The organism is Streptomyces fractus (assembly GCF_049844455.1).
GTDB lineage: Bacteria > Actinomycetota > Actinomycetes > Streptomycetales > Streptomycetaceae > Streptomyces > Streptomyces fractus.
This window is the reverse complement of sequence record NZ_JBMYHI010000001.1, coordinates 217,191-239,525: the sequence shown is the minus strand read 5'-3', so window position 1 is coordinate 239,525 and position 22,335 is coordinate 217,191. Positions and strand designations below refer to the sequence as shown.

Here is a 22,335-nt window from a genome sequence, read left to right as displayed (position 1 = left end):
ATGCGGGCCCGGCCACCTGGAATCTGTTGCATGACTGGGTGGCGACGTGAAGTCGCTTGTTTGTAGTAATCGGAGCAAGACAGAAGGGAGCTACCGATTCCGGGCGGTGTGCGAGCCCGGTCCCCACGGCCAACTGCGGGAGGAGTAATCCTCCGGGGGTGCGGCTCGTTCTGAGTGAGATCGCGGTCAAGCGGTGAGGGCGTATCTGGCCTGGTCATGGGCTGGGTAGAGCCGTTGGTGTTCCTCAGCGAGATGATGTTTCCAGTAGGTGTCAAGATCACCGTTAGCGGCGACGGCACGGAGTTTGAGGACGGCTTCGGCGCCGTCGAGGCCCCAGCGGGCTCCTGAAATGTCGAGTCTGTCGGCGACGAGATGGCGGGCCGCGCCCTCGATGATCCCGGTGGCGATGGGCCACCCGGCCGCGAGGGCCTGGTCGTAGTGCAAGAACTCGGCCTTGGTGCGGAGATAGCACACACACGTGGGCGCCACGACATTGTTCGGCACTCAAATCGGCCTGGCTGACCTGGGCTTGGATGGCATCGGCGACTTCGGTGGCGTCACCGTTCAGGACGGCGAGGGCGTGGGCGGCGACCCAGTCCTCGGCGGCCGTGTCACCCGGAGCGTGGAAGCACCAGCTCGCCGTCCACAAATATTCGAGGACGTGAACGATATCGATGACGATGTGCACGTCGACGTCGCGGAGACGGGCTTCGGTCTGGATCAGGTCGAGTTGATGCTGGGCGCCGTCGACCAGGACCACCCAGTGCCGGCGGTGGTCCCGGTCGCGCGTCTCGGCGTGGTCGAAGACCTGCCGCACGACGTGTTCGGCATCGTGCACGACCGAGCCGCACAACCACTTGGCCTGGGCGAAGGGCCCTGGCCGCGGGACGTAGTCGCCTGCGCGGCCGCGGGGCGGAGCGATCACGTCGTGCGGGCGCCGGGACGCGGGCTCGCAGTCGTAGACGGCGCCGAGGGTGGCCATGCGCTTTGTGTGTCCTGAATGCGAAGGAGAAAGGACATGTAGGAGTTCTGATCCGTAGCAATGCTGCGTGACTGATGAAGGAATTTGGCCCTTCGGAGTCGCCCTGCGGGGGGAGGCTTCAAACCGCCCCGCGCTGCGTTGGCTGAAGACCGTCGTGGTGAGCGGTCGGGGAAAAGGCGCCGTATGAGGCGTCAGGTGGGGACCAGGAAGACGAACGCAAGTGAATCGTTGCTGACGTGTCGAAAATGGTAAGACGGCATCGAAACCGTGGGAATAAGCGGCCTCGGGAAAGAGTCTGGCGGGAGCCCGTCTATTGGCCAGGCGGTGTCCGGCATGGAGACGACGTGAGCCTGGTCTGCTGCGGTCACGTGGAACAGGAGAAGGCACGCTTCGATACGTCCTGTCCCGGTAGGGCAGGTGAGAGGGAGTGCTCCAAGCGGCCATCACCGCAAGGGGTCGAGTACCGAGGCGAAGCGTGCTGGCGGACCGGCTCGTAGTAGTGAGGAATCCCCTGCAATGGGGGTGGAGCGAAGGGGCCGGGTCGTTCGTGGCTATGTGTGTCTGGTCAACCGGATGTTCTCCGGGAGGAGCCGATGGACAAGTTGAAATCACAGGTCAAACCGTTCGAGATCCTAAAAACGGAGGTCTGGGAAGCGTGGCGTGAGGTAAGGGCGAACAAGGGGGCGGCCGGCGTGGATGGCCAGTCCGTCGAGGAATTCGAGAAGGATCTGAAGAACAACCTTTACAAGATCTGGAACCGGATGCCCTCGGGGGCGTACTTCCCGCCGCCGGTCCGCGCGGTGGAAATCCCCAAGCCGCACGGCGGAGGCACAAGAGTCCTAGGAATTCCTTGTGTTGCCGACCGGGTGGCCCAAACCGTGGTGGCCCGGCATCTATCGAGGAGGGTGGAGCCGATGTTCCATCCAGACTCATACGGATACCGGCCGCAGCGGTCGGCCCTGGACGCGGTGGAACGCTGCCGGGAACGGTGCTGGAAGAAGGACTGGGTCATCGATCTCGATGTGCAGAAGTTCTTCGACACCGTCCGGTGGGACCTCGTGGTCAAGGCCGTAGAGGCACACACCGACGCCGTCTGGGTGAAGTTGTATGTCAAACGGTGGCTGTGTGCGCCGTTGCAACTGCCCGACGGCACCCTCCAGCAGAGAGACCGGGGGACCCCGCAAGGATCTTCGGTCTCACCGGTGTTGGCGAACCTGTTCATGCACTACGCGTTCGACATGTGGCTCGTCCGGGAGTTCCCGACGGTCGATTTTGAACGTTATGCCGATGATGCGGTGATCCACTGCGTCAGCGAGCGGCAGGCCCGCCGTGTGCTGGCCGCGCTCGGGGACAGGATGGAAGAAGTCGGGCTGCGTCTGCACCCCGACAAGACCCGGATCGTGTACTGCAAGGACGCGTTCCGCCATGGCTCGGCAGAGCACACGGCGTTCACGTTCCTGGGGTTCACGTTCCGCCAGCGCCGGGTACGCGGCAAGGACGGCACGCCCTTCTTGTCGTTCATGCCCGCGATCAGCAAGGATGCCCTGAAGAAGATCAGCTCGGAGATCCGCTCCTGGCGGCTCCATCAGCGGATCAACCACACGATCACAGAGCTCGCTCAGCGGCTGAACCCGCTGATCGCGGGCTGGATGCAGTACTACGGCCGGTACTACCGATCGGCCATGTATCCGCTCCTCAGACGCATCAACGCCTACCTGGTGCGCTGGCTCCGCGAGAAGTACAAGCATCTGCGCGCGGTGAGGAAGGCCATTGCGGCTTCCTCGACCGGGCTGCCCGCCACTATCCAGGCATGTTCAAGCACTGGAAGTGGACGACAGCCCCCTCGATGACCTGACGATCAGGACGACAAGAGCCGTGTAACGAGAGATTGTTAAGCACGGTTCTGTGGGAGCCCGGGGGTGAGATTCCCCCGGGCCACCCGACCGCCCGGCCTTCTCCCCGACGGCGAGACGAGTGCGGAAAGTGTGCTGCCGCTTGGCGGCGGCCTGCCGGGTCGCTTCCCGTAATGCTTCGGGCCTCATGACGATCCCCTTGCCGTCCACGGACAGCACCAGCACGGTGGACGGGGTGCACGGCTCGATGATCCGCGTGTCATAGAAGGTGTCGATGTCCGCGGCGGCACTGACGAGCAGGCCGGCGAGCTGACGCTTGCCCAGCACCGGGCCGCACCGACGCAAGATCGCCTCCCGCGCCGCGTCATAGGAGACGCGGGTTGCCTCGAGAACCGCGAGGCGGGCAAGTCCGTGCGAGTGCCGGCCGCGAGGCAGCGACAGCACCCCGTCCGCCGGATGCACATTCGACGCCTCCAGGCGGCGCCAGGCGCATCGGGAGACCGTCACGGTCCCGAACACCGTGGCCAGCAGACGGTTATGGCCCGTCTCCAGCCGCGGCCTGGGCAGCCCGTCGGGGCCCAGAACCTGTGGACGATGCGCCGCAGCGGCTTCCCGTTCACGATGCTCGCGCAGGTCCAGGTGGTCCTGAAACAGCTGCCGCAACAAGTCACGGCCCCGTTCTTCGATCAATTCCTCCAGCATGTGATGGGCCAGCCCGCCCGTCTCGGGCGCGACCAGATCGCTCACGAGTACCTCAAACAAATTCGTCGCCGCCTCAAAGTCGTCAGCACTCGGCGGCGCGTCGTACCGTTCCACCGGACTCTTCTTCCTACGTGGGTTGTTGGCACTTCCGAACGTAGGAAGAAGAGTTCTCAGCCGCCAGGTCCCGGACCGAACCGCTCGGCCTGCCCGGAGTCCGCGGCCAGCGCGAACAAGCCCGGACTGTCCTCGGTGAGCCAGCCCCGCCGCGCAAGACGCTTCAGCTTCACCCGCGCCGATTCCACCCTCGAGGGGCTCTCGCCCCGGCCGATCGCCACCGACACCGCCTTCGACCGCATCGGCCGCCCCGCGGCCGTGAGCACCTCCATGATGTCGCGATACCCGGCCGGCAACATCGTTGTGTCCATCCCCGCACCCCGGTCAGGCACCGTCAGCACCCCGATCGGCGAGCCGCCCTCCGCCCGAACGGGCGCACCAGCACTTCCTGGACACCGGCGTTCTCTCAACATCGCACGCCGGTCATCCGCGTCAGATTCTCCGTGCTGGACTGCCGTCCATGTCCGCGCCTCAGCGACTGTGTCGGCGCCCCCAAGGTCCAGCGGCGCCAGCTCACGCTCCGCCCCCGTAAGGAACACGACCTCCTGCACAGCACACGTGCTCTGCAGGAGACCGAGGAGTGGAAGGAGCGATACAAGATCCGGGCCGGAGTCGAAGGCACCATCTCTCAAGCTGTCGGCCGCTGCGGCCTGCGCAGATCTCGCTACCGAGGGCTGGCCAAAACCAGCCTCCAGCACCAGCTCACAGGCGCCGCGATCAACCTCGTCCGCATCGACGCGCACCTGACGAACACCCCTCTGGCCTGCACCCGCACGGGTGACCATCCCATGCCACCGCCGCCCAACGGGCTTCCCGGTACCGTCAGTCACCCACCGCCTGCCCCTCAGCAGGGTGGGAGCTGCGGGGTGGGGTCGGTCGGCGGGTGGGGGTGGGCGGCCGGTGCGGTTTCCGGCAGGCCGCGCAGGGCGGGGAGTACGGCGAGTGCGACGGCGGCGACCAGTGCGCCGGGGACGAGGGCCCAGCCGGTGGAGTCGACCAGGGCCTGGGAGACGTACGGGGTGAGGCCGCCGAAGAGGGCGGTGGCGGCGGTGGCGCCGAGGGCCAGGCCGCTCAGGCGCTGGGCGACGGGGAACTGTTCGGCGGTCGTGGCGGGTGTGATCGCGCTGACGCCGCCTGCGACGCAGGCCAGGACGGTGGCGCCGCTCAGTGCGGCGGCGTAGCTGCCCCGGGTCATCAGGGCGAACGTGAGCGGCGGCAGGACCACGGACAGGGCGGCGAAGCGCAGCAGGGTCGGGCGCCGTCCGATGCGGTCGGACAGGGCGCCGGCCAGTGGTGTGATCAGGATGACGGCGAGGGCGGCCAGGGTGGACAGCCACAGCGATTCGGACTCGCTGTAGCGGCCGGTGGAGACGAGGTAGGTGGGGACGTAGCTGATGCCGACGTAGTAGGTGATCGAGCCGAGGGCGGAGATCGCGAAGGTGCGGTAGAGGGCGGGGCGTTGGGTGCGCAGTGTGACCCGCAGGGGGCTTTGCCGGTCGGCGGTGGTGGCCTGTTGCTTGTCGAAGGCGGGTGACTCGCTCATGGTGGAGCGGGCGATCAGGACGGTGCCAGCCAGGAGCGCACCGAACAGGTAGGGGATGCGCCATCCCCACGCGTCCAGTGCGGATGCGGAGGTGAGGGTGACGGTCACGGCGGCCACGGCTGCGGCGAGCAGTGCGCCGATCTGGCTGGCCGCTGAGGCGAGGGAGGCGACCAGGCCGCGGCGCCGGGGTGCGGCTGCTTCGACGAGGTAGGCGGTGACGCCGGTGTACTCGCCGCCGACCGCGAAACCCATCACACAGCGCAGCAGGAGCAGCAGGGCTCCGGCGGTGGAACCGATCTGTGCGTGGGTCGGCAGCAGGGCGGTGGCCAACATCGCACCCGTCATCACGGCCATCGACACGAGCAGCACCTTGCGGCGGCCGATCCGGTCCCCGATGTGCCCGGAGACCATCGCCCCGAGCGGGCGCATCACGTAGGCGACGGCGAAGACCGCCAGGGTGACCAGGATCGAGTCGGCGCCGGAGCCGAAGAACACCCGCGACAGCACGGAGGTCATGTACAGGTACAGCGTGAAGTCGTACCACTCCACGACGGTTGACAGCGCCGCCACCGCGATCGACGCACGCGGCAGGGCGCTCGCCGCGGGAGCGGCCGGGGAGGTAGCGGGAGAATGCATGTCTGCCCTCTTTTGTCAGTGGGTGCTCTTCTTCCTCAGCTGATGAGGCCCCAGGCGGCGGCGGTGATGAGGAGAGCGAGGGCGAGGGCGGTGGCGATGGCAGCGGGCAGGCGTGCGGCAAGTCCCTCGCGGAACCAGGCCGTTGTCAGCAGGAGGGCTCCGCGCAGACCGTGGGCGCGCAGGGGGGCCTCCAGACAGCGGTGCGTGAAGCGGGCCAGGAGGAGGGGGGCACTCAGCTCGGTGGCGTAGGCGACCCAGGTGTGCACGGCGTCGGTCCGGGAGAAGAGGGCGATGACCGGCCAGTGCCAGAGGTAGAGGGCGTAGGAGCGTTCACCGATCCAGACCAGGGGGCGGACGGAGAGGAAGCGGGCGAGGCTGCCGGGAACGGAGGCGGCGAGGATCACGCCCAGGGCGGCGACGGCTGCGAGGGCGAGGCCCCCGTAGTAGGCGCGGGTGTCGGTGCCAGGAACCCCGACGGCGTAGCAGAGGAGGAGAACGAGGCCGAGGACACCGGCCGCATCGAAGGCGCGGCGGACCTGCGGGGCGTGGAGTGTGCGGGCGCTGTGGAGCGGGAGGAGGCAGGCGGCCGCCGCACCGACAAGGAGCGGGCCGCAGTGTGTGTCGGTGCCGTGGTGGATGCGGAAGGGGTCCTCGCCGACGGCGAACAGGGTGGCCATCAGGGCGTACGAGGCGGCCGCGAGGCCCACGGTGAGCAGGGCCATCAGGCGGCGTACGGCCGGGGGGCGGCGGCGCAGCAGCCACAGCATCGCGAGGAGGAGCAGGGGCCACAGGAGGTAGAACTGCCCCTCGATGGCGAGGGACCACAGGTGGGTGAAGGGGGAGAGCGGGCCGTCGGCGGCGAAGTGGGCGGTGTGGTGGAGGATCTGCCACCAGTTGTCGGTGAACAGGAGGGAGGACAGGGTGTCGCCGCGCAGGCCGTCCACCGCGTCGCCGCCGGCCAGGGCTGCGGTGGCGCAGAGGGTGACCAGGACGGCGAGGAGGGCGGGCAGGAGGCGGCGGGCGCGGCGGCTCCAGAAGGAGGCGAGACGGACGCGGCCGGTGCCGTCGTGCTCCTTCAGGAGGAGGGAGGTGATCAGGTAGCCGGAGAGGACGAAGAAGACGTCGGCGCCCACGTAACCGCCCACCAGCCAGGAGGAGTTCATGTGGAAGACGGCTACGGCGGTGACGGCCAGGGCGCGTACGCCGTCCAGGGCGAGGACGCGGCCGTCCGGCGCGATCAGTGCGGTGGGGGTGAGGGCCTCGGTGACGTCCGTGAAGACCGTCGTGCGGGGTTCAGGCGTGGCGGGAGTCATCGGGCGCGGATTCCGGTTCCGGGAGGGTCGGTGGCGTGGTGCGGGGGTGAAGTGGGGGGCTCAGATGCGGAGTCGGGCCTCGACGGGGCGGTGGTCGCTGCCGTCGGCGGGCAGTACGGAGGAGGCGACCGGCGTGCTGCCGCGGACGAGGATCTGGTCGGGGCGGACCGTGGGCAGGCCGGCGGGCCAGGTCAGACCGAGGCCCTCGCCGGACTGGAGGACGTCTGTGAGGCCGGCGGTGGTGGTCATGGGTTCCAGGGCGCGGTCGTCGGTGGAGGTGTTGAAGTCGCCGAGGACGATGACGCGGGAGGCGGAGTCGTCGGCGATCTTGGCGGCGAGGGTGGTGATGGCGTGGTCGCGGTCGTCAGTGTCGAAGCCGGCGGTGACGGTGACGCGCACGGAGGGCATGTGGGCTGCGTAGACGGTGACGGCGCCCTGGGGTGAGTCGATGTCGGCGCGCAGGGCGCGGGTCCAGCCGATGTCGAGGTCGACGGGCTCGGCGGAGGTGATCGGGTACTTGGACCAGACGCCGACGGTGCCCTCGACGTCGTGGTACGGGAACGTGCCGGCGAGGTCCTTCTCGTAGGTGGGAACGGCTTCGGAGGTGAGCTCTTCCAGACCGATGACGTCGGCGCCGGTGGCGAGGAGGTCGGCGGCGGTGACGTCGGGGTCGGCGTTGGCGGCTTCGACGTTGTTGGAGACGACGGTGAGGTCGCTGGCTCCGGTCGGGGCGGGGGCCCACATCCGCGGGCCGAACATGCCGCACCAGATCAGGGCGGTGACGAGGACCGCGATCAGGGCGGTGGCGCTGCGGCGGCGCAGGGCGTTGAGGAGCAGCGGGACGAGCGGGACGGCCAGCCAGGGCAGGAAGGTCTCGATCAGGCTGCCGAGATGGACGCCCCAGTTGGGGACCAGGCCATGGAAGGCCAGCAGAGCGCCGATGAGGAGGGCGAGGACGGCGGTGGCACGGCCGCGGCGCCAGACGGCGGGGTCGAGTCCCCGGCGGCGGGTATGTGGGGGCGCCGCCGTTCCCCCGCCCCGTGCGCCCGCTGCTCGCATCTCTCCAGTTATGCGGGCGGGCCCACAGGCGGGCGCCCACTTTCGTCCACACCCATGTCGGAATAAGGGCCTTCACAGGTAGACGCATGGAGATATGGCGGTATGGGCGGGCGAGAGTGGAGGGATGACGGACGGACAGACCAGGGACCGCGTTCCGGCCTGGACGGGCAGGGCGGCCGCGCGCAAGGCCACACGGCCGCCGCGCCGCCGGACCTGGTTCCGGCGGTACGTGGTGGCGTGCTGCGCGCTGCTGGTGCTGAGCGCGGGCACGTGTGCGCTGGTCTACCGGCATCTGAATCTCAACAGCGGGACGGTGGCCGCTTCCACTGCGGCGGCCTCGCCGACCGATCCGCCGGCTTCGGCAGAAGGGTGACGCAGGGGTGAGCAAGGTCGAAGACCCGGAGCTGGAGCGCCCGGACGCGGCGGACGACGGTGTACAGCCCGACGGCGAGGAGCAGGGTGCCGAGAAGGATGCGCTGGAGCGTCTGCTCGGACATGCCGTACCGACGTCGGGGGCAGCGGACGAGGGCAGCCCGCCCGAGACAGACACCGGCGACCAGGACGCCGAGACGGACGCCGAGGCGGATGCCGCGCCGCCCCGGCCCACCCGCTCCCCCGAGCCGCCCGTCGTCTACGACGCCGAGGGCAAGCTCACCTACGACCGAGGGCGCCCCGTGCCGCCCTGGCTGCGTCCGCCGCAGCCGTCCCGGCCCGAGCAGGAGGACAAGAGCGGGAAGTCCCAGGGCGACAACGGCGGTGGCGAACCCGAGCCCGAGCCGCTGGTGAAGCCGGAGAGCCCGGAGCAGGCGCTCGAGGTGCTGGCCACGCTCACCGCGAAGCCGGTCACCAAGGTGACGCTGGCGCTGCGCCGGCTGCGGATCTGGGTCATTTTCCTGGTGTTCGTGGTGTGCGTGGCCAGTGTCGGGCAGTTGATCCGGCCGGTCCCGGACCCCACACTGCATCTGACCGTGCCGAGTTCGTACACCTTCTCCGGCAGTGCCGACCTGCCCTGGCCGGACCAGGGGGAGGCGGCGATCGCGGTGGAGGGGCTCGGTGACGTCGGCACGTACGGGAAGCAGACCGCGACGCCGACCGCCTCGGTGGCGAAGGTGATGACGGCCTATGTCGTACTCCAGGACCACCCGCTGAAGAAGGGCGAGAACGGTCCGAAGATCACCGTGGACCAGCAGGCGGTGGACGACTACAAGTCCGGCGACAAGGACAGCGAGTCGGTGGCCAAGGTCACCGAGGGCGAGACACTGACCGAGTACCAGGCACTGGAGCTGATGATGCTGCCGAGCGCCAACAACATCGCCAAGCTGCTGGCCCGTTGGGACGCGGACAGCCAGTCGGCGTTCGTGGACGAGATGAACGCGGCGGCGAAGGAGCTCGGGATGACCGACACCAAGTTCACCGATCCTTCCGGGCTCACCGACACCACTGTCTCCACCGCTTCCGACCTGCTGAAACTGGAGGAGGCCGTGATGCAGTCACCCGTCTTCCGGAAGATCGTGGCCACCCCCAACGCGACGGTCAACGGCACGACGGTCTACAACACCAACGAACTCATCTCGACCGTCCCGGGCGTGATCGGTGTCAAGACCGGCTCGTCGACGTCGGCCGGCGGGTGCCTGATGTGGGCCGCCACCAAGAAGGTCCACGGGACGACGCAGACGATCTACGGCGTGGTCCTCGACCAGCAGCCGACCAGCTCGAACTCCTCGATCCTGGACGAGGTGCAGAACGCGTCGACCGATCTGATCAAGGCCGTACAGGGCTCGTTCACCACCAGGACGGTGATCACCAAGGGTGAGACGGTCGGTTACGCGGACAACGGCCTGGGCGGCCGGACACCGGTCGAGGCCACCGAGGACGTACAGGTCGTGGGCTGGCCCGGCGCCACCGTGCAGATCGACCTGAGCCCCGACTCCTCGAAACTCACCTCGGACGCGGCCTCCGGCACGAAGGTCGGCGCGGTGACCGAAGGCAGCGGCGCCGGAAAGGTGTCAGTGCCGGTGGAGACCGCGAGCGCCGTGAACCCGCCCTCGCTGGGGGACCGGTTGACCCGACTGGGATGAGCGGGCCGCGCGGCGACGACGGTCACCTGATGTCTTGCCGCCTTGGTTCTCGGTGCGGGCCTGGCGGCCCAGGCGTACACGAAGGCCGCCCGCCGGCGTAAGGACTCCGGCCGTAAATGGGCCAGGCACGTCGTGGCCGACCACAACCAGTTGGCCGTGGAGGACTTCCAGCCGAGATTGATGGACGGCGCAGGGTGTGGTGCGAGAACCAAGCACCAACTCCCGCTGGGCGAACACACCTACACCTGCACCGCATACGAGCACAAGGCCGGACGGAACGCGGTTCCGCCCGGCAGCCTAAGCCAGGTTCAATCGCTTCCTGTGGTGCGCGGCCGCCGTCGCAGCGGCGGGTTGATGCCCAGGCGTTCGGCGTTGAAGCCGGACCCGGGGCGACCGGTGGCAAAGTAGCGCCTGCGGGCGAGCAGCACCATCAGGGGGCGGGTGAAGAAGGCGACGGTGGCCACGTCGATGACGGTGGCCAGGCCCAGCATGAAAGCAAAGCCCTGGACGTCGCCGATGGTGAAGAAGTAGAGGACCACGGCCGCCAGCAGCGTCACCGTGTCCGCGATGAGGATGGTACGGCGGGCCCGCGGCCAGCCATGGGCGAGCGCCGGAGCCAGCGAGCGGCCGGAGCGCAGGGCGTCCCGGGTGCGTTCGAAGTAGACGATGAAGGAGTCGGCGGTGATACCGATGGCGACCACTGCGCCGCACAGGCCGGCCAGGTCGAGGGAGTAGCCGATCAGGCCGCCGAGGATCACCATCGAGCCGTAGGTGAGCAGGCCGGCGACGCCGAGTCCTGCGATCGCGACGAGTCCGAGGAAGCGGTAGTACAGCAGGCAGTAGACGGCAACCAGGACGAGGCCGATGGCGGCGGAGGCCAGGCCGGCCGTCAGCTGGGCGAGGCCGACGGTGGGGGTCACGCTGGTCACCTGGGACTGGGTGAAGTTCAGCGGCAGGGAGCCGTAGGAGAGGTTGTCGGCGAGCTGCCCGGCGGAGGCCTGGGTGAAGTCGCCGGTGATGGTGGCCTGCCCGCCGCCGATCTCCTCGGAGACGGAGGGGGCGGAGATCACCTGGCCGTCCAGGTCGACGCCGAACTGGTTGTTCGGGGCGGTCTTGGCGGCGAGTTGTCCGGTGATGTCGGCGAACTGCTTGCTGCCGGTGGAATCGAAGGAGAGATTGACCTGCCAGGCCCCGGACTGCTGGTCGATGCCGGAGGTGGCCTTGGCGACATGCGTGCCGTCGACCGCGACGGGGCCGAGCGCGTACTTCATCGAACCGTCCGGGCCGCAGGCGACCGCGTTGCGGGACTCGGAGGTCGGGTCGTCGGCGTGCCGGGAGGGGTCGGAGCAGTCGAGGGTGTCGAACTGCTGCTGCACGTCGGAGGGGACCTTGCCGCTGACGCTGTGGTCGCCGGAGTCCTGTGAGGAGGAAGTGGAGGGGGACGTGCTCGCATCGGAGGAGGACGAGGCCGTCTCGTCGGGGGTCGTCTTGCCCGTCGAGGCGGATGCTTCGGCGAGGATCGGCCGGAAGGCGAGCTTGGCCGTGGTGCCGAGTTCGTCGGCGAGTTGCGAGGCGTTGTCGTTGTGCGGGACTGCGACCACGATCTGGTCGTTGCCCTGGATCTGGACGGTGGCACCGGAGACCCCGTAGCCGTTGACCCGCTGCTGGATGATGGCCTGCGCGGTCTGCATGTTGGCCGGGGTGACGGCGGAGGGGTCGTTGGAGGAAGCAGTGAGGGTGATCTCGGAGCCGCCCTCGAGGTCGATGCCGAGCGCGGGGGTCCAGGTGCCGCTCAGGAGCATGACCGCGGCCATGGTGAGCATGGTGATCAGCAGCATGACCAGACGGAGGGCGGGGTGCCCGTCACGTCGCCGAGCGGCTTGCCTTCCCGTGTGAGTTCTTACGGGCAGACCTTTACGGCCGGTCCTGCGTGCCACGGATCTCCGCCTGTCCTGTTGCCAATGAATCAGGATAGATTACGACTAAACGCCAAATGTACTACTTGGCATGATTAAGAGTCTTTTATTTGTATGGACCTTAACTGGCATTGATTTGATATCAGTTAAGATTATTCAGGCGGAAGGTCCGGAGACTGGTCCGCCGCGGACGCCCGCTCTCACCCACTCCGGGGCGGGCGTCCCTCTCCGCCCCGGCGGCCCGGCCCTCTCCCTGCCCCTGGCCACCAGTGCGATCCATTCGGTGCCACGGGGACACGACGAACGCGATATGCGCAGCCGCGCACGGAAAGGGGCAGGGGTGCATGGCAGCCGACCAGACGTCCCGGCCCTCGGAAAAGATCCGGGACGAGGGCACGACCCAGCTCGCTCCTGCGTATGGAGCGGAGGACATGCCGGCGGCCCCGGACGACCGAGTGCTCGGCGACCGCTACATGCTCGGCCGCAGGCTCGGCCGGGGCGGCATGGCCGAGGTGTACGAGGCGCAGGACGCACGGCTGGCGCGGACCGTAGCGGTGAAGTCGCTGCGTACCGACCTGGCCGGTGACCACACCTACCAGGCGCGGTTCCGGCGCGAGGCGCAGTCGGCGGCCTCCCTGAACCACCCCGAGATCGTCGCGGTGTACGACACCGGCGAGGACTTCGTCGACGGCCTCTCCCTGCCGTACATCGTGATGGAACTGGTGACCGGGGCGACGCTGCGTGAACTGCTGCGCAGCGGGCGGCTGTTGCGTCCGGAGCGGGCGCTCGAGATGGTCGCGGCGGTGCTGCGCGCGCTGCAGTACAGCCACGACAACGGCATCGTGCACCGGGACATCAAGCCGGCCAATGTGATGCTCAGTGACTCCGGCCGGGTCAAGGTGATGGACTTCGGCATCGCCCGCACCATGGGCGAGGAGACGGTGACGCTCACCGCGACCGCCTCGGTGATCGGCACCGCCGCGTACTTCTCGCCGGAACAGGCGCAGGGCCTGCCGGTGGACGCCCGCTCCGACGTGTACGCCACCGGCTGTCTGCTGTTCGAACTGCTCGCCGGGCGCACGCCGTTCGTCGGCGACTCCCCCGTCACCGTCGCGTACCAGCATGTGCAGGATCAGCCGCGGCCGCCGTCCGAGTTCGATCCCGAGATCACTGCGGCGATGGACGCGGTGGTGTTGCGGGCGCTGGCGAAGAACCCCGCGGACCGGTTCCAGAGCGCGGACGAGATGCGAGCCGCGATCGAGTACGTGCTGTACGGGGAGCAGACGCCGGGGCAGGCCATGGCCATGGCCATGGGCGGATTCGTCACCGGCCCGGCGGCGACGGCGGTGCTGCCTCAGTCCTACGATGCGGAGCCGCAGACCGCTCCGGTGGAGCGGGTGGCCGATGTGACCGCCCCGCAGGCGCCGGTGACGCTGGGGGCGGTGAGCCTCGGCGGGGATGCGGAGGAGCAGGCAGTCGCCAGCCGCCCACCGAAGAAGCGGCGCAGGGGGCTGCGGGCCGCGGCGATCACGATGCTCACGCTGTGTCTGCTCGGCGGCGCCACGGCGGTGTCGTCTGCGGTGATCGGGTCCCGTGGCGCGGTGCCCGATCTGGTGGGTGACACCTGGGCCCAGGCGCAGAGCGATGCGGGGGCAGCCGGGTTCACCGTGGTCAAGGGCAAGTCGACGACCTGCTCCCCGGACACGGCGGCCACCGGCGAGGTGTGCAGCCAGAGCCCGGACCAGGGCGGCAAGGCGAAGAAGGACAGCCCGATCACGGTGTCGCTGTCCTCCGGCCCGACGCTGGTGGATGTGCCTGACGTGACCGGTGAGACCCAGCAGCAGGCCACCTCGGACCTCAAGGACGCCGGTTTCAAGGTAAAGACGACCACCGAGTCCACCTCGTCGGTGACCGCGGGTACGGTCGTCTCGCAGTCGCCGTCGCACGGGGACGGCCAGGCGGGCAAGGGGTCCACGGTGACGATCACCGTCGCCCGGGCGCCGCGGAAGGTCTCGGTACCGGATGTGACCGGTGAGACCCAGCAGCAGGCCACATCCGATCTGCAGAGCGCCGGTTTCACCGTCAAGACCTCGACCAGGCAGGCAAGCGACCCGGACCAGGTGGGCCGGGTCGTCTCCCAGACGCCGTCCGGGGGAAGGCGCGCCGGCGAAGGCTCGACGGTCACCATCACGGTGGGCACCGCGGGCAAGGTGGCGGTGCCGCCGGTCACCGGGATGACGCTCCAGAAGGCGGCGTCGACCCTGGCCGCGGCCGGCCTGGACTACACGGTCTCCAGCGGCTCCCAGGACTCCGGCGCGACGGTGACCGCGGTCGATCCGGGGGCCGGCACGAAGGTGTCGGTCGGTTCCTCGGTGACGCTGACCACGTCGGGCGGGACGACGTCGAACGCGACACCGGACGCGTCCGGCACGCCGACGGACGACAGCGGGGACAACAGCGGCGACGACGCGAATCCGTCCGACACGCCGACGGACGACACTGGGGGCGACAGCGCCGACAGCGGTGGCAACAGCGGCGACGACGGCTCGGCGAACGACGACGCGTCGAATGCCACGGACACGACCGACACGTCGAAGGACGCGTCCACGAACGAACCGTGACGGTGCCCCTGCCCGCCGCCTTCCGGGCGCCGCCGCACCCGGTTCCCCGGGGCCGGGCCTTCAGGCCCTGGAGCGCCCGGCCCTGAGATCGGCCGGGCGTCGCCCGCGGCGGCGGCCCCGCAGCGAGGCGCTCCGTGCCAGCGCGGCCAGCAGGATCAGCAGGACTGTCTGTCCGCACAGCACGCCACTCCCCTCTTCCTGGCCGGCCGCCCCCGTGGCCATGGCGAACGGCACCGCCAGCGCCCCCGCGTAGGCCACCGCACACACCGCGGCCGGGCTGCGGCCGGATGCCAGGGCGCCGCGCACGGGGCCGAGGCAGCGCAGCGCCAGGGCAAGGGCGAGACAGGCGCCGGCGACCGGCCGTGCGCCGGTTCCCCCGGCCAGGCACAGCGTGCCGAGCGCGCAGCAGGCCAGCACGCTCGCCGGGCCGGGCCTGCGCCGCGGCGGCACCAGGAGCCGGGCCGCCGGGCCGAGCAGGACCGGCAGGATCAACGGCCAGGGCCGGTAGGGGAATTCGGCCGCCGTGACCTCGAGCAGTTGCAGCCAGAGCACCGCGCACCCCACCAGCGCCACGAACACGGACGACCGCAGCAGGCCCCCGGCCCTTGCCCGTTTCACCGCCCGCAGCGGGAGCAGCACCGTGGCGAGCGCGGCGAGGAGTACCACGGACCGGATCCGCAGTATCCCGGCCATGGCCGCGAAGCCGAGCAGCGTGCCCAGCACGAGTACATTGCGCCAACCGGTGCGCAGCAGGTCCTGGCGGGCCTGCGGTAGCAGCGGCCGGGTGGGGCAGGCGGGCAGTTGTCCGGTGCGGGTGGCGTGGACGAGGATGGCGCCCGCCGCGAGTGCCGTACTGCCGCACGGCACCATCAGTGCGGCCTCGATGCCGCGCCATCCGGCCACCGCGCCGGCCGCCGCGAGCCCCAGCAGGGCGCCGGCCGTGCCCGCGGCCCGCAGCCGGGTGATGCCGCGGGCGTGCAGCGGATCGCGGGTGCCCGAGTAGGAACGGGTGGCGAGTTCCGGCAGGAAGGCGTCGGCGGTCCGGGCGGCGACGGCGGCCACGACCAGTGCCGTGTACGGGGCGGGCCAGGCCTGCAGCAGCGCCAGGACGTAGCTGACGGCGGCCAGGGGCGCGGCGATCTGCACCACGAGGCGCGGTCCGGTCAGGTGCCGGGCGGCCGCCTGCGCGGGAGCCACGGCAAGCTGTGCCGCGGCGAACAGGAGCGCTCCGCAGACGGCCGCGTGCGCGCCGGCCGTCCCCCGGCCGGCCGCGGCGATCGCGGTGAGCAGGATGGTGGCGGGCAGCGCGCAGCTGTATCCGGCGCGGGCGAACGCGAGTGGAAGCGAGCCCCGCGGGTGTCCGGTGCTGCGCCAGTCGGACCGCCGCATGACCAGCGTGACGCCCTCGCCGCCGACGGGCGTGCCGTGCGGGCCGCGTGGCACGCGGGGGCGGGTCCGGTTCTGCTGGGACCGCGTTCGGGGCCGGTTGCGAGAGCGGGGCCGGGGAAGCATGCCGGGGGGCCGGCCTGTGCTCAACGGATCAGTCCGCGCGGCGTCCTCTCCGGCCACCGCACCTCCAGCAGTCCGTCCCTGCTCGCCAACGCCCGGTCGTACTCGACGAGAGTGCGCCGAAAGGCGTGCCGGCCCCGCCGCAGCAGCGCGTGCGCGGCGCCCGCGCTGACCCCGATCTGCTCGGCCGCGCGCGGCACGCTCATCCCGCGCAGACACACCAGGACGAGCATGCTGGCCTGACGGTCGGAGAGTGCGGCGAAGGCGCGTCGGATCGCGGCGTGCATGCCGATGCGTTCGACGAGCAGTGCGTTCGGGTCTCCCATGTAGCGGTGGAGGGGGGCGGCGGCGAGCACGGGGTCGGTCTCCCCGCGGCAGGTGACCAGAGCGGCCGCGTGCTGCGCGGAGGTGGGCAGTTCATCCGGCGGTCGCGCCCGCTCGACGTACCGCAGGGCGGTCTCCTCGGCCGCGACACCGCCGAGGATCGCGACCACGCGGACCCGGAGCGCGAGCGTGGTGCCCGCGGCGTCCGGCAGTCCGTCGAGCAGGCGGGCGAAGGCCTCGGCGACCAGGTCCTGGACCGCGTCCTCGTCCGGGGCTCCGAGGAGCTCGCGGGCGTAGGCCACGATCTCGTCGTGGTGAAGGAGCCACAGTTGGCGGACCGCCTCGTCACGCTCCGCCGTACCGGTCATGTCTCCATGCTCTCCCCGGCGGCCCGGAGGGAACGCGGTACGGAAGATGACAATGGGGCGCCGGACGATGACAGCACGTCAGTACGCGGGTCCCCACTCGCGGAGTCGATCATCAGTCCCGTTCCGCCGCCCCATAAGTTGATCTTGTCTGGCCGTGCGTGTGCTGACACCCCTGCCCCCGTACCGCAAGTCTCGGTAGGTCAAGATCCTCGGCACGGAACCGGACCTCACATGCTCCCCACCCCCTCCTTCTACGAACTCGACGTCACCGAGACCTGCTCCTGCGCAGGGTGCGGCGTCGCCCCCGCCTCGGCCGTCCCCCCGCTCCAGCCAGGCCGCGCCCGCTCCTGGGCGGTGGCGGCCGGCGCAGGCCTCGCGCTAGTGACCCCCACCGCCGCCTCCGCCGCCCCGGCCGCCCCGGCCGCGGTCGCCGCCACCACGTCGGGCACCGACAACTCCATGCCGTCGCAGTCCCTTTCGCTGACGGGGGACCAGATCATCGCCCGCGCGATGACGTGGGTGGACGCCGGCATCCCCTACAGCCAGTCGGACTACTACCACGGCTACCGCACCGATTGCTCCGGCTTCGTCTCGATGGCCTGGGGCCTGAACACCAACGCCTGGACCGGCAATCTCACCAACTACGCGTCCTCGATCAGCGAATCCCAGCTGCAGCCGGGCGACGTGCTGCTGTCCCAGTCCGCGGGCCATGTGGTGATCTTCGACGGCTGGGCGAACTCCTCGCACACCCAGTACTACGCGATCGAGGAAAGCGGCGACAACGGCGCAGTCAAGCACGCCATCCCGTACCCGTACTACTCCTCGACGACGGGCTACATGCCGTACCGCTACGACAACTTGATCACCGGCAGCACTCCGGACGACACGGGCGGCGACCACCCGTTCCCCGGCTCCCAGTACTTCGGACCGGGCGAGTCCAACGAGTACGTCACCGAACTCGGCGAACAGCTCGTCGCCAACGGCTACGGCTCCTACTACACCTCCGGCCCCGGCCCCACCTGGACCCAGTCCGCCGACGGCGACGCGACCCAGGCCTTCCAGGAGGCACAGGGCTGGACCGGCTCCGACGCCGACGGCATCCCCGGCCCCACCACCTGGACCCTCCTGCAGGAGGGGGCGTCCTCGGACACCCCGGACGACACGGGCGGCGACCACCCGTTCCCCGGCTCCCAGTACTTCGGACCGGGCGAGTCCAACGAGTACGTCACCGAACTCGGCGAACAGCTCGTCGCCAACGGCTACGGCTCCTACTACACCTCCGGCCCCGGCCCCACCTGGACCCAGTCCGCCGACGGCGACGCGACCCAGGCCTTCCAGGAGGCACAGGGCTGGACCGGCTCGGCCGCCGACGGCATTCCGGGACCTCAGACCTGGGCACTGCTGTTCTCCTGAGACCACCCACACAAGAGGTGACAAAAGACCTAAACACCCTTTATCCAATGTGTTGCTATCGTTCAGGCAGTTAGTGATGCACATCGGTAGCCGAGGAGGGGCGTCGAATGCGGCGTACAGTCCCTCCCGCGCTGCTGTCCGCGGTCCGGTCCCTCGACCAGCGATGGAACCGCAACGGCAAAGACGCACTCGGAATCGGCGTACTGACGGTGCTCGGCACCCTGGAGGGCCCCTTCCCCCTGCAGGCCCGCCTCGCCGGCTGCGCCATCGGGGTCATCGCCTGCGCGCTGTTCCTCGCACGCAGGCGCCACCCGGTACTGATCACGCTGGCCGGCGTGTGCGCCTTCACGGTGAGCGCGGCCTCGGCGGCGCTCGGCCTGACTGTCTACGTCCTGATCCGCTGCCGCTTGTGGTGGCCGCTGGCGATCCTGCTGCCGCTGCCCTACCTGGCGTACTGGTTGGCGAACGCCGGGGGGGTGCCGCTGCCGTACGGGATGCCTGCCGGGACCGTCGTCGGCAGCCTGGCCATGACCTTCTTCCCGGTGGCCACGGCGATCGCGGTCAACGGTTACGAGCAGTCCGTGCAGCACTACCGCGAACTGGCCCTGACCGAACGCCGCAACCGCGAGCAGCGGGAGGAACTCCTGCGAGCCGCGCACCGGGAGCGGATGCTGCGGGCCCGTGGCGCGATCGCGCAGACCGTGCACGACGGGGTCGGCCACCGGATCAGCGTGATGTGCCTGAAGGCGGGCGCTGTCGAGCTGCGCGTCCAGGACAACGAACGGGCCGCCCAGCTCTGCATGGAGATCGCCGACACCGGCGCGGAGGCGATGCGCGAGCTGAAGACCGCGCTCGACCTGCTCCGCGAGGACGACCCTGACCACATGGACGATGAGACCGGGAACGCCGCGACGGGACAGCAGGAGCCCGAGCCCGGACTCAACCGGCTGACCGCCCTGGTAGACGAGTACCGGAGGTACGGCCAGCCGGTGTCGCTGCGGCTCGCGGTCGACTCCCCACTCATCCCGGCCCACGCCCAAGAGCTCGCCTGCCGGGTGGTACGCGAGGCCCTGATGAACTGTCTGCGCCATGCCTACGGCGCACGGACCGCGGTCTCCGTCTGGTACGAGGACGGCGCATTGCGGGTGCGGATCGCCAACGACGCGCCCACACCGGACTCCCCCACCCCCGCCCACGCCCGCCCACTGGCTGGCACAGGGCATGGCCTGGCCACGCTGCGCGCCGCCGTCACCGAGGCCGGCGGCACCCTGGACGCCAAGGCGCAGACAGATGGCGGGTTCGCCACCTGGGCAAGCCTGCCCTGCGAGCCTGCCACCCTGGATGACACAGGCCCGGCCGAAAGTGGACAAGCGGTCCACCTGGGCGGCTCCACCCCGATCTGACCCAGCGTCATTCTCGGAAGCGCCCAGTGTGCGGGCCCGAGCCCGGCACGCGGAGCCCTCCTGGAAGGCAGTAGCGCGGACATGCCGAGCGAACTCACGGCCCGAGGCCGTAACCTGGCCATCGACCTGGGTACCTCTCACACCCTGGTGTACGCCCAGGGGCAGGGGATCATCCTCAATGAGACATCGGTGGTGGTCACCGACGTCCGCAACGGAGCGGTGATCTCCTACGGCGACGAGGCCAAAAAGGCCATCGGCCGCGCCCCCGAGCACTTCCAGGTGATCCGGCCCATCCGGGGCGGCGCGATCGCCGACTTCAACGCGGCCGAGGTGCTGCTCACCCATCTCATCCGCCGGGCCACCGGGCGCCGAAGGCGGCGTATGGACATCGTGCTCTGCGCGCCCAGCGCGATCACCTCCGTGGAACGCTCCGCGCTGACCACCGCCGCACAGGCGGCCGGGGCCCGCCAAGTCACCGTGGTCGAAGGGCAGATGGCCGCCGCGATCGGCGCCGGACTCCCGGTACACGAACCGACCGCCTCGATGGTCGTGGATATCGGCGGCGGCACCACCGACATCGCGATCGTCTCCATCGGCGGCCTGGCCGCTTCGTACTCGCTGCGCACCGCCGGGCAGACGATGGACGCGGCAATCACCACGCACATGAAGGAGCGGCACGGATTTCAGATCGGCGAGCAGACCGCAGAGGCCACCAAACTGGCAATCGGCACCGCGGGGCCGGTGCCCGGCCGAGAACCGGCCTCGCCCCACCCGGTGCGCGGGCGCATCCTGGAGACTGGCATACCCGGCAGCATCGACGTCACCGAGGCCGAGATCCGCGGCGCCCTGCGGGGGACCGTCGAGGAGATCGTGAGCGCGGTCCGGACTGCCCTGGACACCTGTCCACCTGAGCTGGCCGGCGACATCATTGACCACGGCATCGTGCTCGCCGGGGGCGGCGCGTTGCTGCCCGGCCTGGACCGCAGGATCGCCGCGGCCACTCGGCTCCCTGTGTTCGTCCCCGAGGATCCCACTCACTGTGCGGCCGTCGGCGCAGGCAGGTGCGCGGAGAACTACAAGGCGATCGCGTCAGCGGCGTCGCAGGCCGCCTGAGCCTTCCGCTCACTCCATTCCCCTCCCATTCCGTCCCCTCTTCCCGCGAAAGGCAACGCCTTGTTCTGGCATCCGCCGCTCCCTGTCTCGCTCAGCCGCATCATCCCGATCCATATGGTCGTCGGGCCCGGCGTCTGGACCCCTGTCGAGGCGAGGTTCACCTACAACACCTCCGACCCGTTCGCAGTGGTGGGGGCATTCCGTGTGCTCAGCAACGGGGACTCCACCACCTGGTCCTTCTCCCGGGATTTGCTCCTGGACGGCATCTGGGCACCGGCCGGCGAGGGCGACGTAGAGATCTCGCCGAGCCTCGCGAACGGACTCCCGGTGGTCTGCATCACGCTCCGGACGCCGGACAAGTGGGCCGAACTCGTCGCCCCCGCAGATGAGTTGGGCGCCTGGCTTCACAGCTCGCTGGCGCTGGTCCCGCGCGGTCAGGAGCTGGACCACGTCAGCCTCGACCTCGAACTGGATCTGCTGCTCGAAGGCCGTATCTGAGCGAACGGTTCACCGGCGTACGTGTGCGACTCAGGCCCGGCGGGATTCTTCTCTCCGCCGAGCCTGGGCCGTACGTGCAGTTGACGCCAAGACGGTCCAGGCCCTGGCCGCGGAGGTCGGACTCGACATAGAGATCTTCCCGACCTCCGGTCATCTGGCTTCCTGGGCGGGAGTGTGTCCGGGAGACAACGCTTCGGACGGCAAACGTCGCTCCGGGTGCACCCGTCCAGGGTTCCGGAGGAGCTCGGTCTGAACGTCACCAGTGCGCCCGCTGAGTGAGCATCCGCCCGGGATCTTGCGGTCTTCGACCTCGGCGGGGCGGGCGGTGATGGACACCATGCCGCGGATGATGCCCCGCCCGGTGGGCCGGCGGGCGATCTTCGGACAGCGTGGGCCTGCCTGACCGCAGCTTCTGGGTGAGGCTGCGGTCGATCGCCTGGCGCCGCGGGGATCGTAGAGCGAGAGGTAGATCGCTTCGTGCGAGATCTGCATGGAGGCGTCACCAGGAAACTGTCGTCGCAGCCATCCTGCGATCTGCTCGGACGACCAGCACAAAGCAAGCTTGACCTCCACCAAGGCGCGCAGAGCAGGCCGTTGGGCGAGCTTGGCCTGCTTGGGTCGGCGCCCGCGTTCGTAGGCGGCTGCATCGGCCGTGGCGGCTCGGTAGCGGTCCCGGCCGCCGTTGCGGGAGATCTCGCGGGAGACGGTCGAAGGGGATCGGCCCAGCCGCTTGGCCAGCTGCCGGGCCGATTCCCCGGCGGCGATACCGCGGGATATCTCCTCGCGCTCGCTGCCACTCAGATGTCGCTCGGACCGTGCCTGCGGGGTGAGGCGGACGCCGCCGCTCTAGTGTCCTGCGCCAGTAGTTGCTCGTTAGTAGTTGTGTGACT

Annotated in this window: 19 protein-coding genes and 2 pseudogenes; 11 read left to right on the top strand and 10 right to left on the bottom strand. The window is 69.8% G+C overall.

Annotated features, from left to right (window positions below; translation table 11 throughout):
- Nucleotides 1–186: 186 nt before the first annotated feature.
- A complete protein-coding gene (locus ACP4E5_RS01215; RefSeq protein ID WP_425824793.1) occupies nt 187–474 on the bottom strand; it encodes a hypothetical protein in 288 nt (95 codons plus the stop codon).
- Between the two features lie 4 nt (nt 475–478).
- On the opposite strand from ACP4E5_RS01215, the gene ACP4E5_RS01210 reads away from it, so the two are divergent.
- The gene (locus ACP4E5_RS01210) at nt 479–1,000 is read left to right on the top strand and encodes a hypothetical protein (RefSeq protein WP_425824792.1); all 522 of its coding nucleotides are present in this window, start codon (nt 479–481) and stop codon (nt 998–1,000) included.
- A gap of 575 nt (nt 1,001–1,575) precedes the next feature.
- Nucleotides 1,576–2,832 (top strand): group II intron reverse transcriptase/maturase, encoded by a 1,257-nt coding sequence (ltrA, locus tag ACP4E5_RS01205; protein WP_425824791.1) that lies wholly within the window; start codon nt 1,576–1,578, stop codon nt 2,830–2,832.
- Here ltrA and ACP4E5_RS01200 read toward each other — a convergent pair.
- A complete protein-coding gene (locus ACP4E5_RS01200; protein ID WP_425824790.1) occupies nt 2,797–3,651 on the bottom strand; it encodes a hypothetical protein in 855 nt (284 codons plus the stop codon). The two genes, ltrA and ACP4E5_RS01200, sit on opposite strands and share 36 nt — an antisense overlap.
- A 56-nt stretch (nt 3,652–3,707) precedes the next feature.
- A complete protein-coding gene (locus ACP4E5_RS01195; RefSeq protein ID WP_425824789.1) occupies nt 3,708–3,962 on the bottom strand; it encodes a hypothetical protein in 255 nt (84 codons plus the stop codon).
- A gap of 33 nt (nt 3,963–3,995) precedes the next feature.
- Here ACP4E5_RS01195 and ACP4E5_RS01190 point away from each other — a divergent pair.
- Nucleotides 3,996–4,427, top strand: a pseudogene (locus ACP4E5_RS01190) (transposase); the annotation flags it as partial.
- Nucleotides 4,428–4,495: 68 nt separating this feature from the next.
- Here the strand turns inward: ACP4E5_RS01190 and ACP4E5_RS01185 are convergent.
- The 3 genes from ACP4E5_RS01185 to ACP4E5_RS01175 are packed head-to-tail and all read right to left on the bottom strand — an operon-like array spanning nt 4,496 to nt 8,202.
- Nucleotides 4,496–5,830, bottom strand: a complete 1,335-nt coding sequence (locus tag ACP4E5_RS01185; RefSeq protein WP_425824787.1) for an MFS transporter — start codon at nt 5,828–5,830, stop codon at nt 4,496–4,498.
- Nucleotides 5,831–5,865: 35 nt separating this feature from the next.
- A complete protein-coding gene (locus ACP4E5_RS01180) occupies nt 5,866–7,143 on the bottom strand; it encodes an acyltransferase family protein (protein WP_425824786.1) in 1,278 nt (425 codons plus the stop codon).
- Between the two features lie 60 nt (nt 7,144–7,203).
- Complete coding sequence (locus ACP4E5_RS01175; protein WP_425824784.1) at nt 7,204–8,202, bottom strand: endonuclease/exonuclease/phosphatase family protein; 999 nt, start codon at nt 8,200–8,202, stop codon at nt 7,204–7,206.
- 124 nt (nt 8,203–8,326) lie between these two features.
- On the opposite strand from ACP4E5_RS01175, the gene ACP4E5_RS01170 reads away from it, so the two are divergent.
- The gene (locus ACP4E5_RS01170; RefSeq protein ID WP_425824782.1) at nt 8,327–8,575 is read left to right on the top strand and encodes a hypothetical protein; all 249 of its coding nucleotides are present in this window, start codon (nt 8,327–8,329) and stop codon (nt 8,573–8,575) included.
- 7 nt (nt 8,576–8,582) lie between these two features.
- Nucleotides 8,583–10,280, top strand: coding sequence for a D-alanyl-D-alanine carboxypeptidase family protein (locus ACP4E5_RS01165; RefSeq protein ID WP_425824780.1), 1,698 nt, complete (start codon nt 8,583–8,585; stop codon nt 10,278–10,280).
- 308 nt (nt 10,281–10,588) lie between these two features.
- Here the strand turns inward: ACP4E5_RS01165 and secD are convergent, their stop codons facing one another.
- The gene (gene secD, locus ACP4E5_RS01160; RefSeq protein WP_425824779.1) at nt 10,589–12,118 is read right to left on the bottom strand and encodes a protein translocase subunit SecD; all 1,530 of its coding nucleotides are present in this window, start codon (nt 12,116–12,118) and stop codon (nt 10,589–10,591) included.
- Between the two features lie 509 nt (nt 12,119–12,627).
- On the opposite strand from secD, the gene pknB reads away from it, so the two are divergent.
- The gene (gene pknB / locus ACP4E5_RS01155; protein ID WP_425824946.1) at nt 12,628–14,817 is read left to right on the top strand and encodes a Stk1 family PASTA domain-containing Ser/Thr kinase; all 2,190 of its coding nucleotides are present in this window, start codon (nt 12,628–12,630) and stop codon (nt 14,815–14,817) included.
- Nucleotides 14,818–14,877: 60 nt separating this feature from the next.
- On the opposite strand, the gene ACP4E5_RS01150 is transcribed toward pknB, so the two are convergent.
- Together ACP4E5_RS01150 and ACP4E5_RS01145 are read right to left on the bottom strand one after the other, a co-directional pair.
- Complete coding sequence (locus tag ACP4E5_RS01150) at nt 14,878–16,260, bottom strand: hypothetical protein (protein ID WP_425824778.1); 1,383 nt, start codon at nt 16,258–16,260, stop codon at nt 14,878–14,880.
- 89 nt (nt 16,261–16,349) lie between these two features.
- Nucleotides 16,350–17,018, bottom strand: a complete 669-nt coding sequence (locus ACP4E5_RS01145) for an RNA polymerase sigma factor (protein WP_425824777.1) — start codon at nt 17,016–17,018, stop codon at nt 16,350–16,352.
- Nucleotides 17,019–17,249: 231 nt separating this feature from the next.
- On the opposite strand from ACP4E5_RS01145, the gene ACP4E5_RS01140 reads away from it, so the two are divergent.
- The 5 genes from ACP4E5_RS01140 (at nt 17,250) to ACP4E5_RS01120 (ending at nt 21,698) form a co-directional block, all read left to right on the top strand.
- Nucleotides 17,250–18,431 (top strand): peptidoglycan-binding protein, encoded by a 1,182-nt coding sequence (locus ACP4E5_RS01140; RefSeq protein WP_425824776.1) that lies wholly within the window; start codon nt 17,250–17,252, stop codon nt 18,429–18,431.
- A gap of 107 nt (nt 18,432–18,538) precedes the next feature.
- Complete coding sequence (locus ACP4E5_RS01135) at nt 18,539–19,834, top strand: sensor histidine kinase (protein ID WP_425824775.1); 1,296 nt, start codon at nt 18,539–18,541, stop codon at nt 19,832–19,834.
- A gap of 81 nt (nt 19,835–19,915) precedes the next feature.
- Complete coding sequence (gene mreB / locus ACP4E5_RS01130; RefSeq protein ID WP_425824774.1) at nt 19,916–20,947, top strand: rod shape-determining protein; 1,032 nt, start codon at nt 19,916–19,918, stop codon at nt 20,945–20,947.
- Nucleotides 20,948–21,007: 60 nt separating this feature from the next.
- On the top strand, nt 21,008–21,445 hold the full coding sequence (locus ACP4E5_RS01125; protein ID WP_425824773.1) for an SsgA family sporulation/cell division regulator: 438 nt from the start codon (nt 21,008–21,010) through the stop codon (nt 21,443–21,445).
- Nucleotides 21,333–21,698, top strand: a complete 366-nt coding sequence (locus tag ACP4E5_RS01120) for a transposase (protein WP_425824772.1) — start codon at nt 21,333–21,335, stop codon at nt 21,696–21,698. Before ACP4E5_RS01125 ends, ACP4E5_RS01120 begins: the two co-directional genes overlap by 113 nt.
- 32 nt (nt 21,699–21,730) lie before the next feature.
- Here ACP4E5_RS01120 and ACP4E5_RS01115 read toward each other — a convergent pair.
- A pseudogene (locus ACP4E5_RS01115) lies at nt 21,731–22,291 on the bottom strand (transposase); the annotation flags it as partial.
- Between the last annotated feature and the right edge of the window lie 44 nt (nt 22,292–22,335).

What these genes read in the sequence shown, in the direction of transcription:
- ACP4E5_RS01140 (WP_425824776.1), top strand. Translation starts at nt 17,250, where the DNA reads ATGCTCCCCACCCCCTCCTTCTACGAACTCGACGTCACCGAGACCTGC.
- mreB (WP_425824774.1), top strand. Translation starts at nt 19,916, where the DNA reads ATGCCGAGCGAACTCACGGCCCGAGGCCGTAACCTGGCCATCGACCTG.
- ACP4E5_RS01145 (WP_425824777.1), bottom strand. Translation starts at nt 17,018, where the DNA reads ATGACCGGTACGGCGGAGCGTGACGAGGCGGTCCGCCAACTGTGGCTC.
- ACP4E5_RS01170 (WP_425824782.1), top strand. Translation starts at nt 8,327, where the DNA reads ATGACGGACGGACAGACCAGGGACCGCGTTCCGGCCTGGACGGGCAGG.
- ltrA (WP_425824791.1), top strand. Translation starts at nt 1,576, where the DNA reads ATGGACAAGTTGAAATCACAGGTCAAACCGTTCGAGATCCTAAAAACG.
- ACP4E5_RS01185 (WP_425824787.1), bottom strand. Translation starts at nt 5,830, where the DNA reads ATGCATTCTCCCGCTACCTCCCCGGCCGCTCCCGCGGCGAGCGCCCTG.
- secD (WP_425824779.1), bottom strand. Translation starts at nt 12,118, where the DNA reads ATGCTGCTGATCACCATGCTCACCATGGCCGCGGTCATGCTCCTGAGC.
- ACP4E5_RS01180 (WP_425824786.1), bottom strand. Translation starts at nt 7,143, where the DNA reads ATGACTCCCGCCACGCCTGAACCCCGCACGACGGTCTTCACGGACGTC.
- pknB (WP_425824946.1), top strand. Translation starts at nt 12,628, where the DNA reads ATGCCGGCGGCCCCGGACGACCGAGTGCTCGGCGACCGCTACATGCTC.
- ACP4E5_RS01120 (WP_425824772.1), top strand. Translation starts at nt 21,333, where the DNA reads ATGAGTTGGGCGCCTGGCTTCACAGCTCGCTGGCGCTGGTCCCGCGCG.
- ACP4E5_RS01135 (WP_425824775.1), top strand. Translation starts at nt 18,539, where the DNA reads ATGCGGCGTACAGTCCCTCCCGCGCTGCTGTCCGCGGTCCGGTCCCTC.
- ACP4E5_RS01175 (WP_425824784.1), bottom strand. Translation starts at nt 8,202, where the DNA reads ATGCGAGCAGCGGGCGCACGGGGCGGGGGAACGGCGGCGCCCCCACAT.
- ACP4E5_RS01195 (WP_425824789.1), bottom strand. Translation starts at nt 3,962, where the DNA reads ATGGACACAACGATGTTGCCGGCCGGGTATCGCGACATCATGGAGGTG.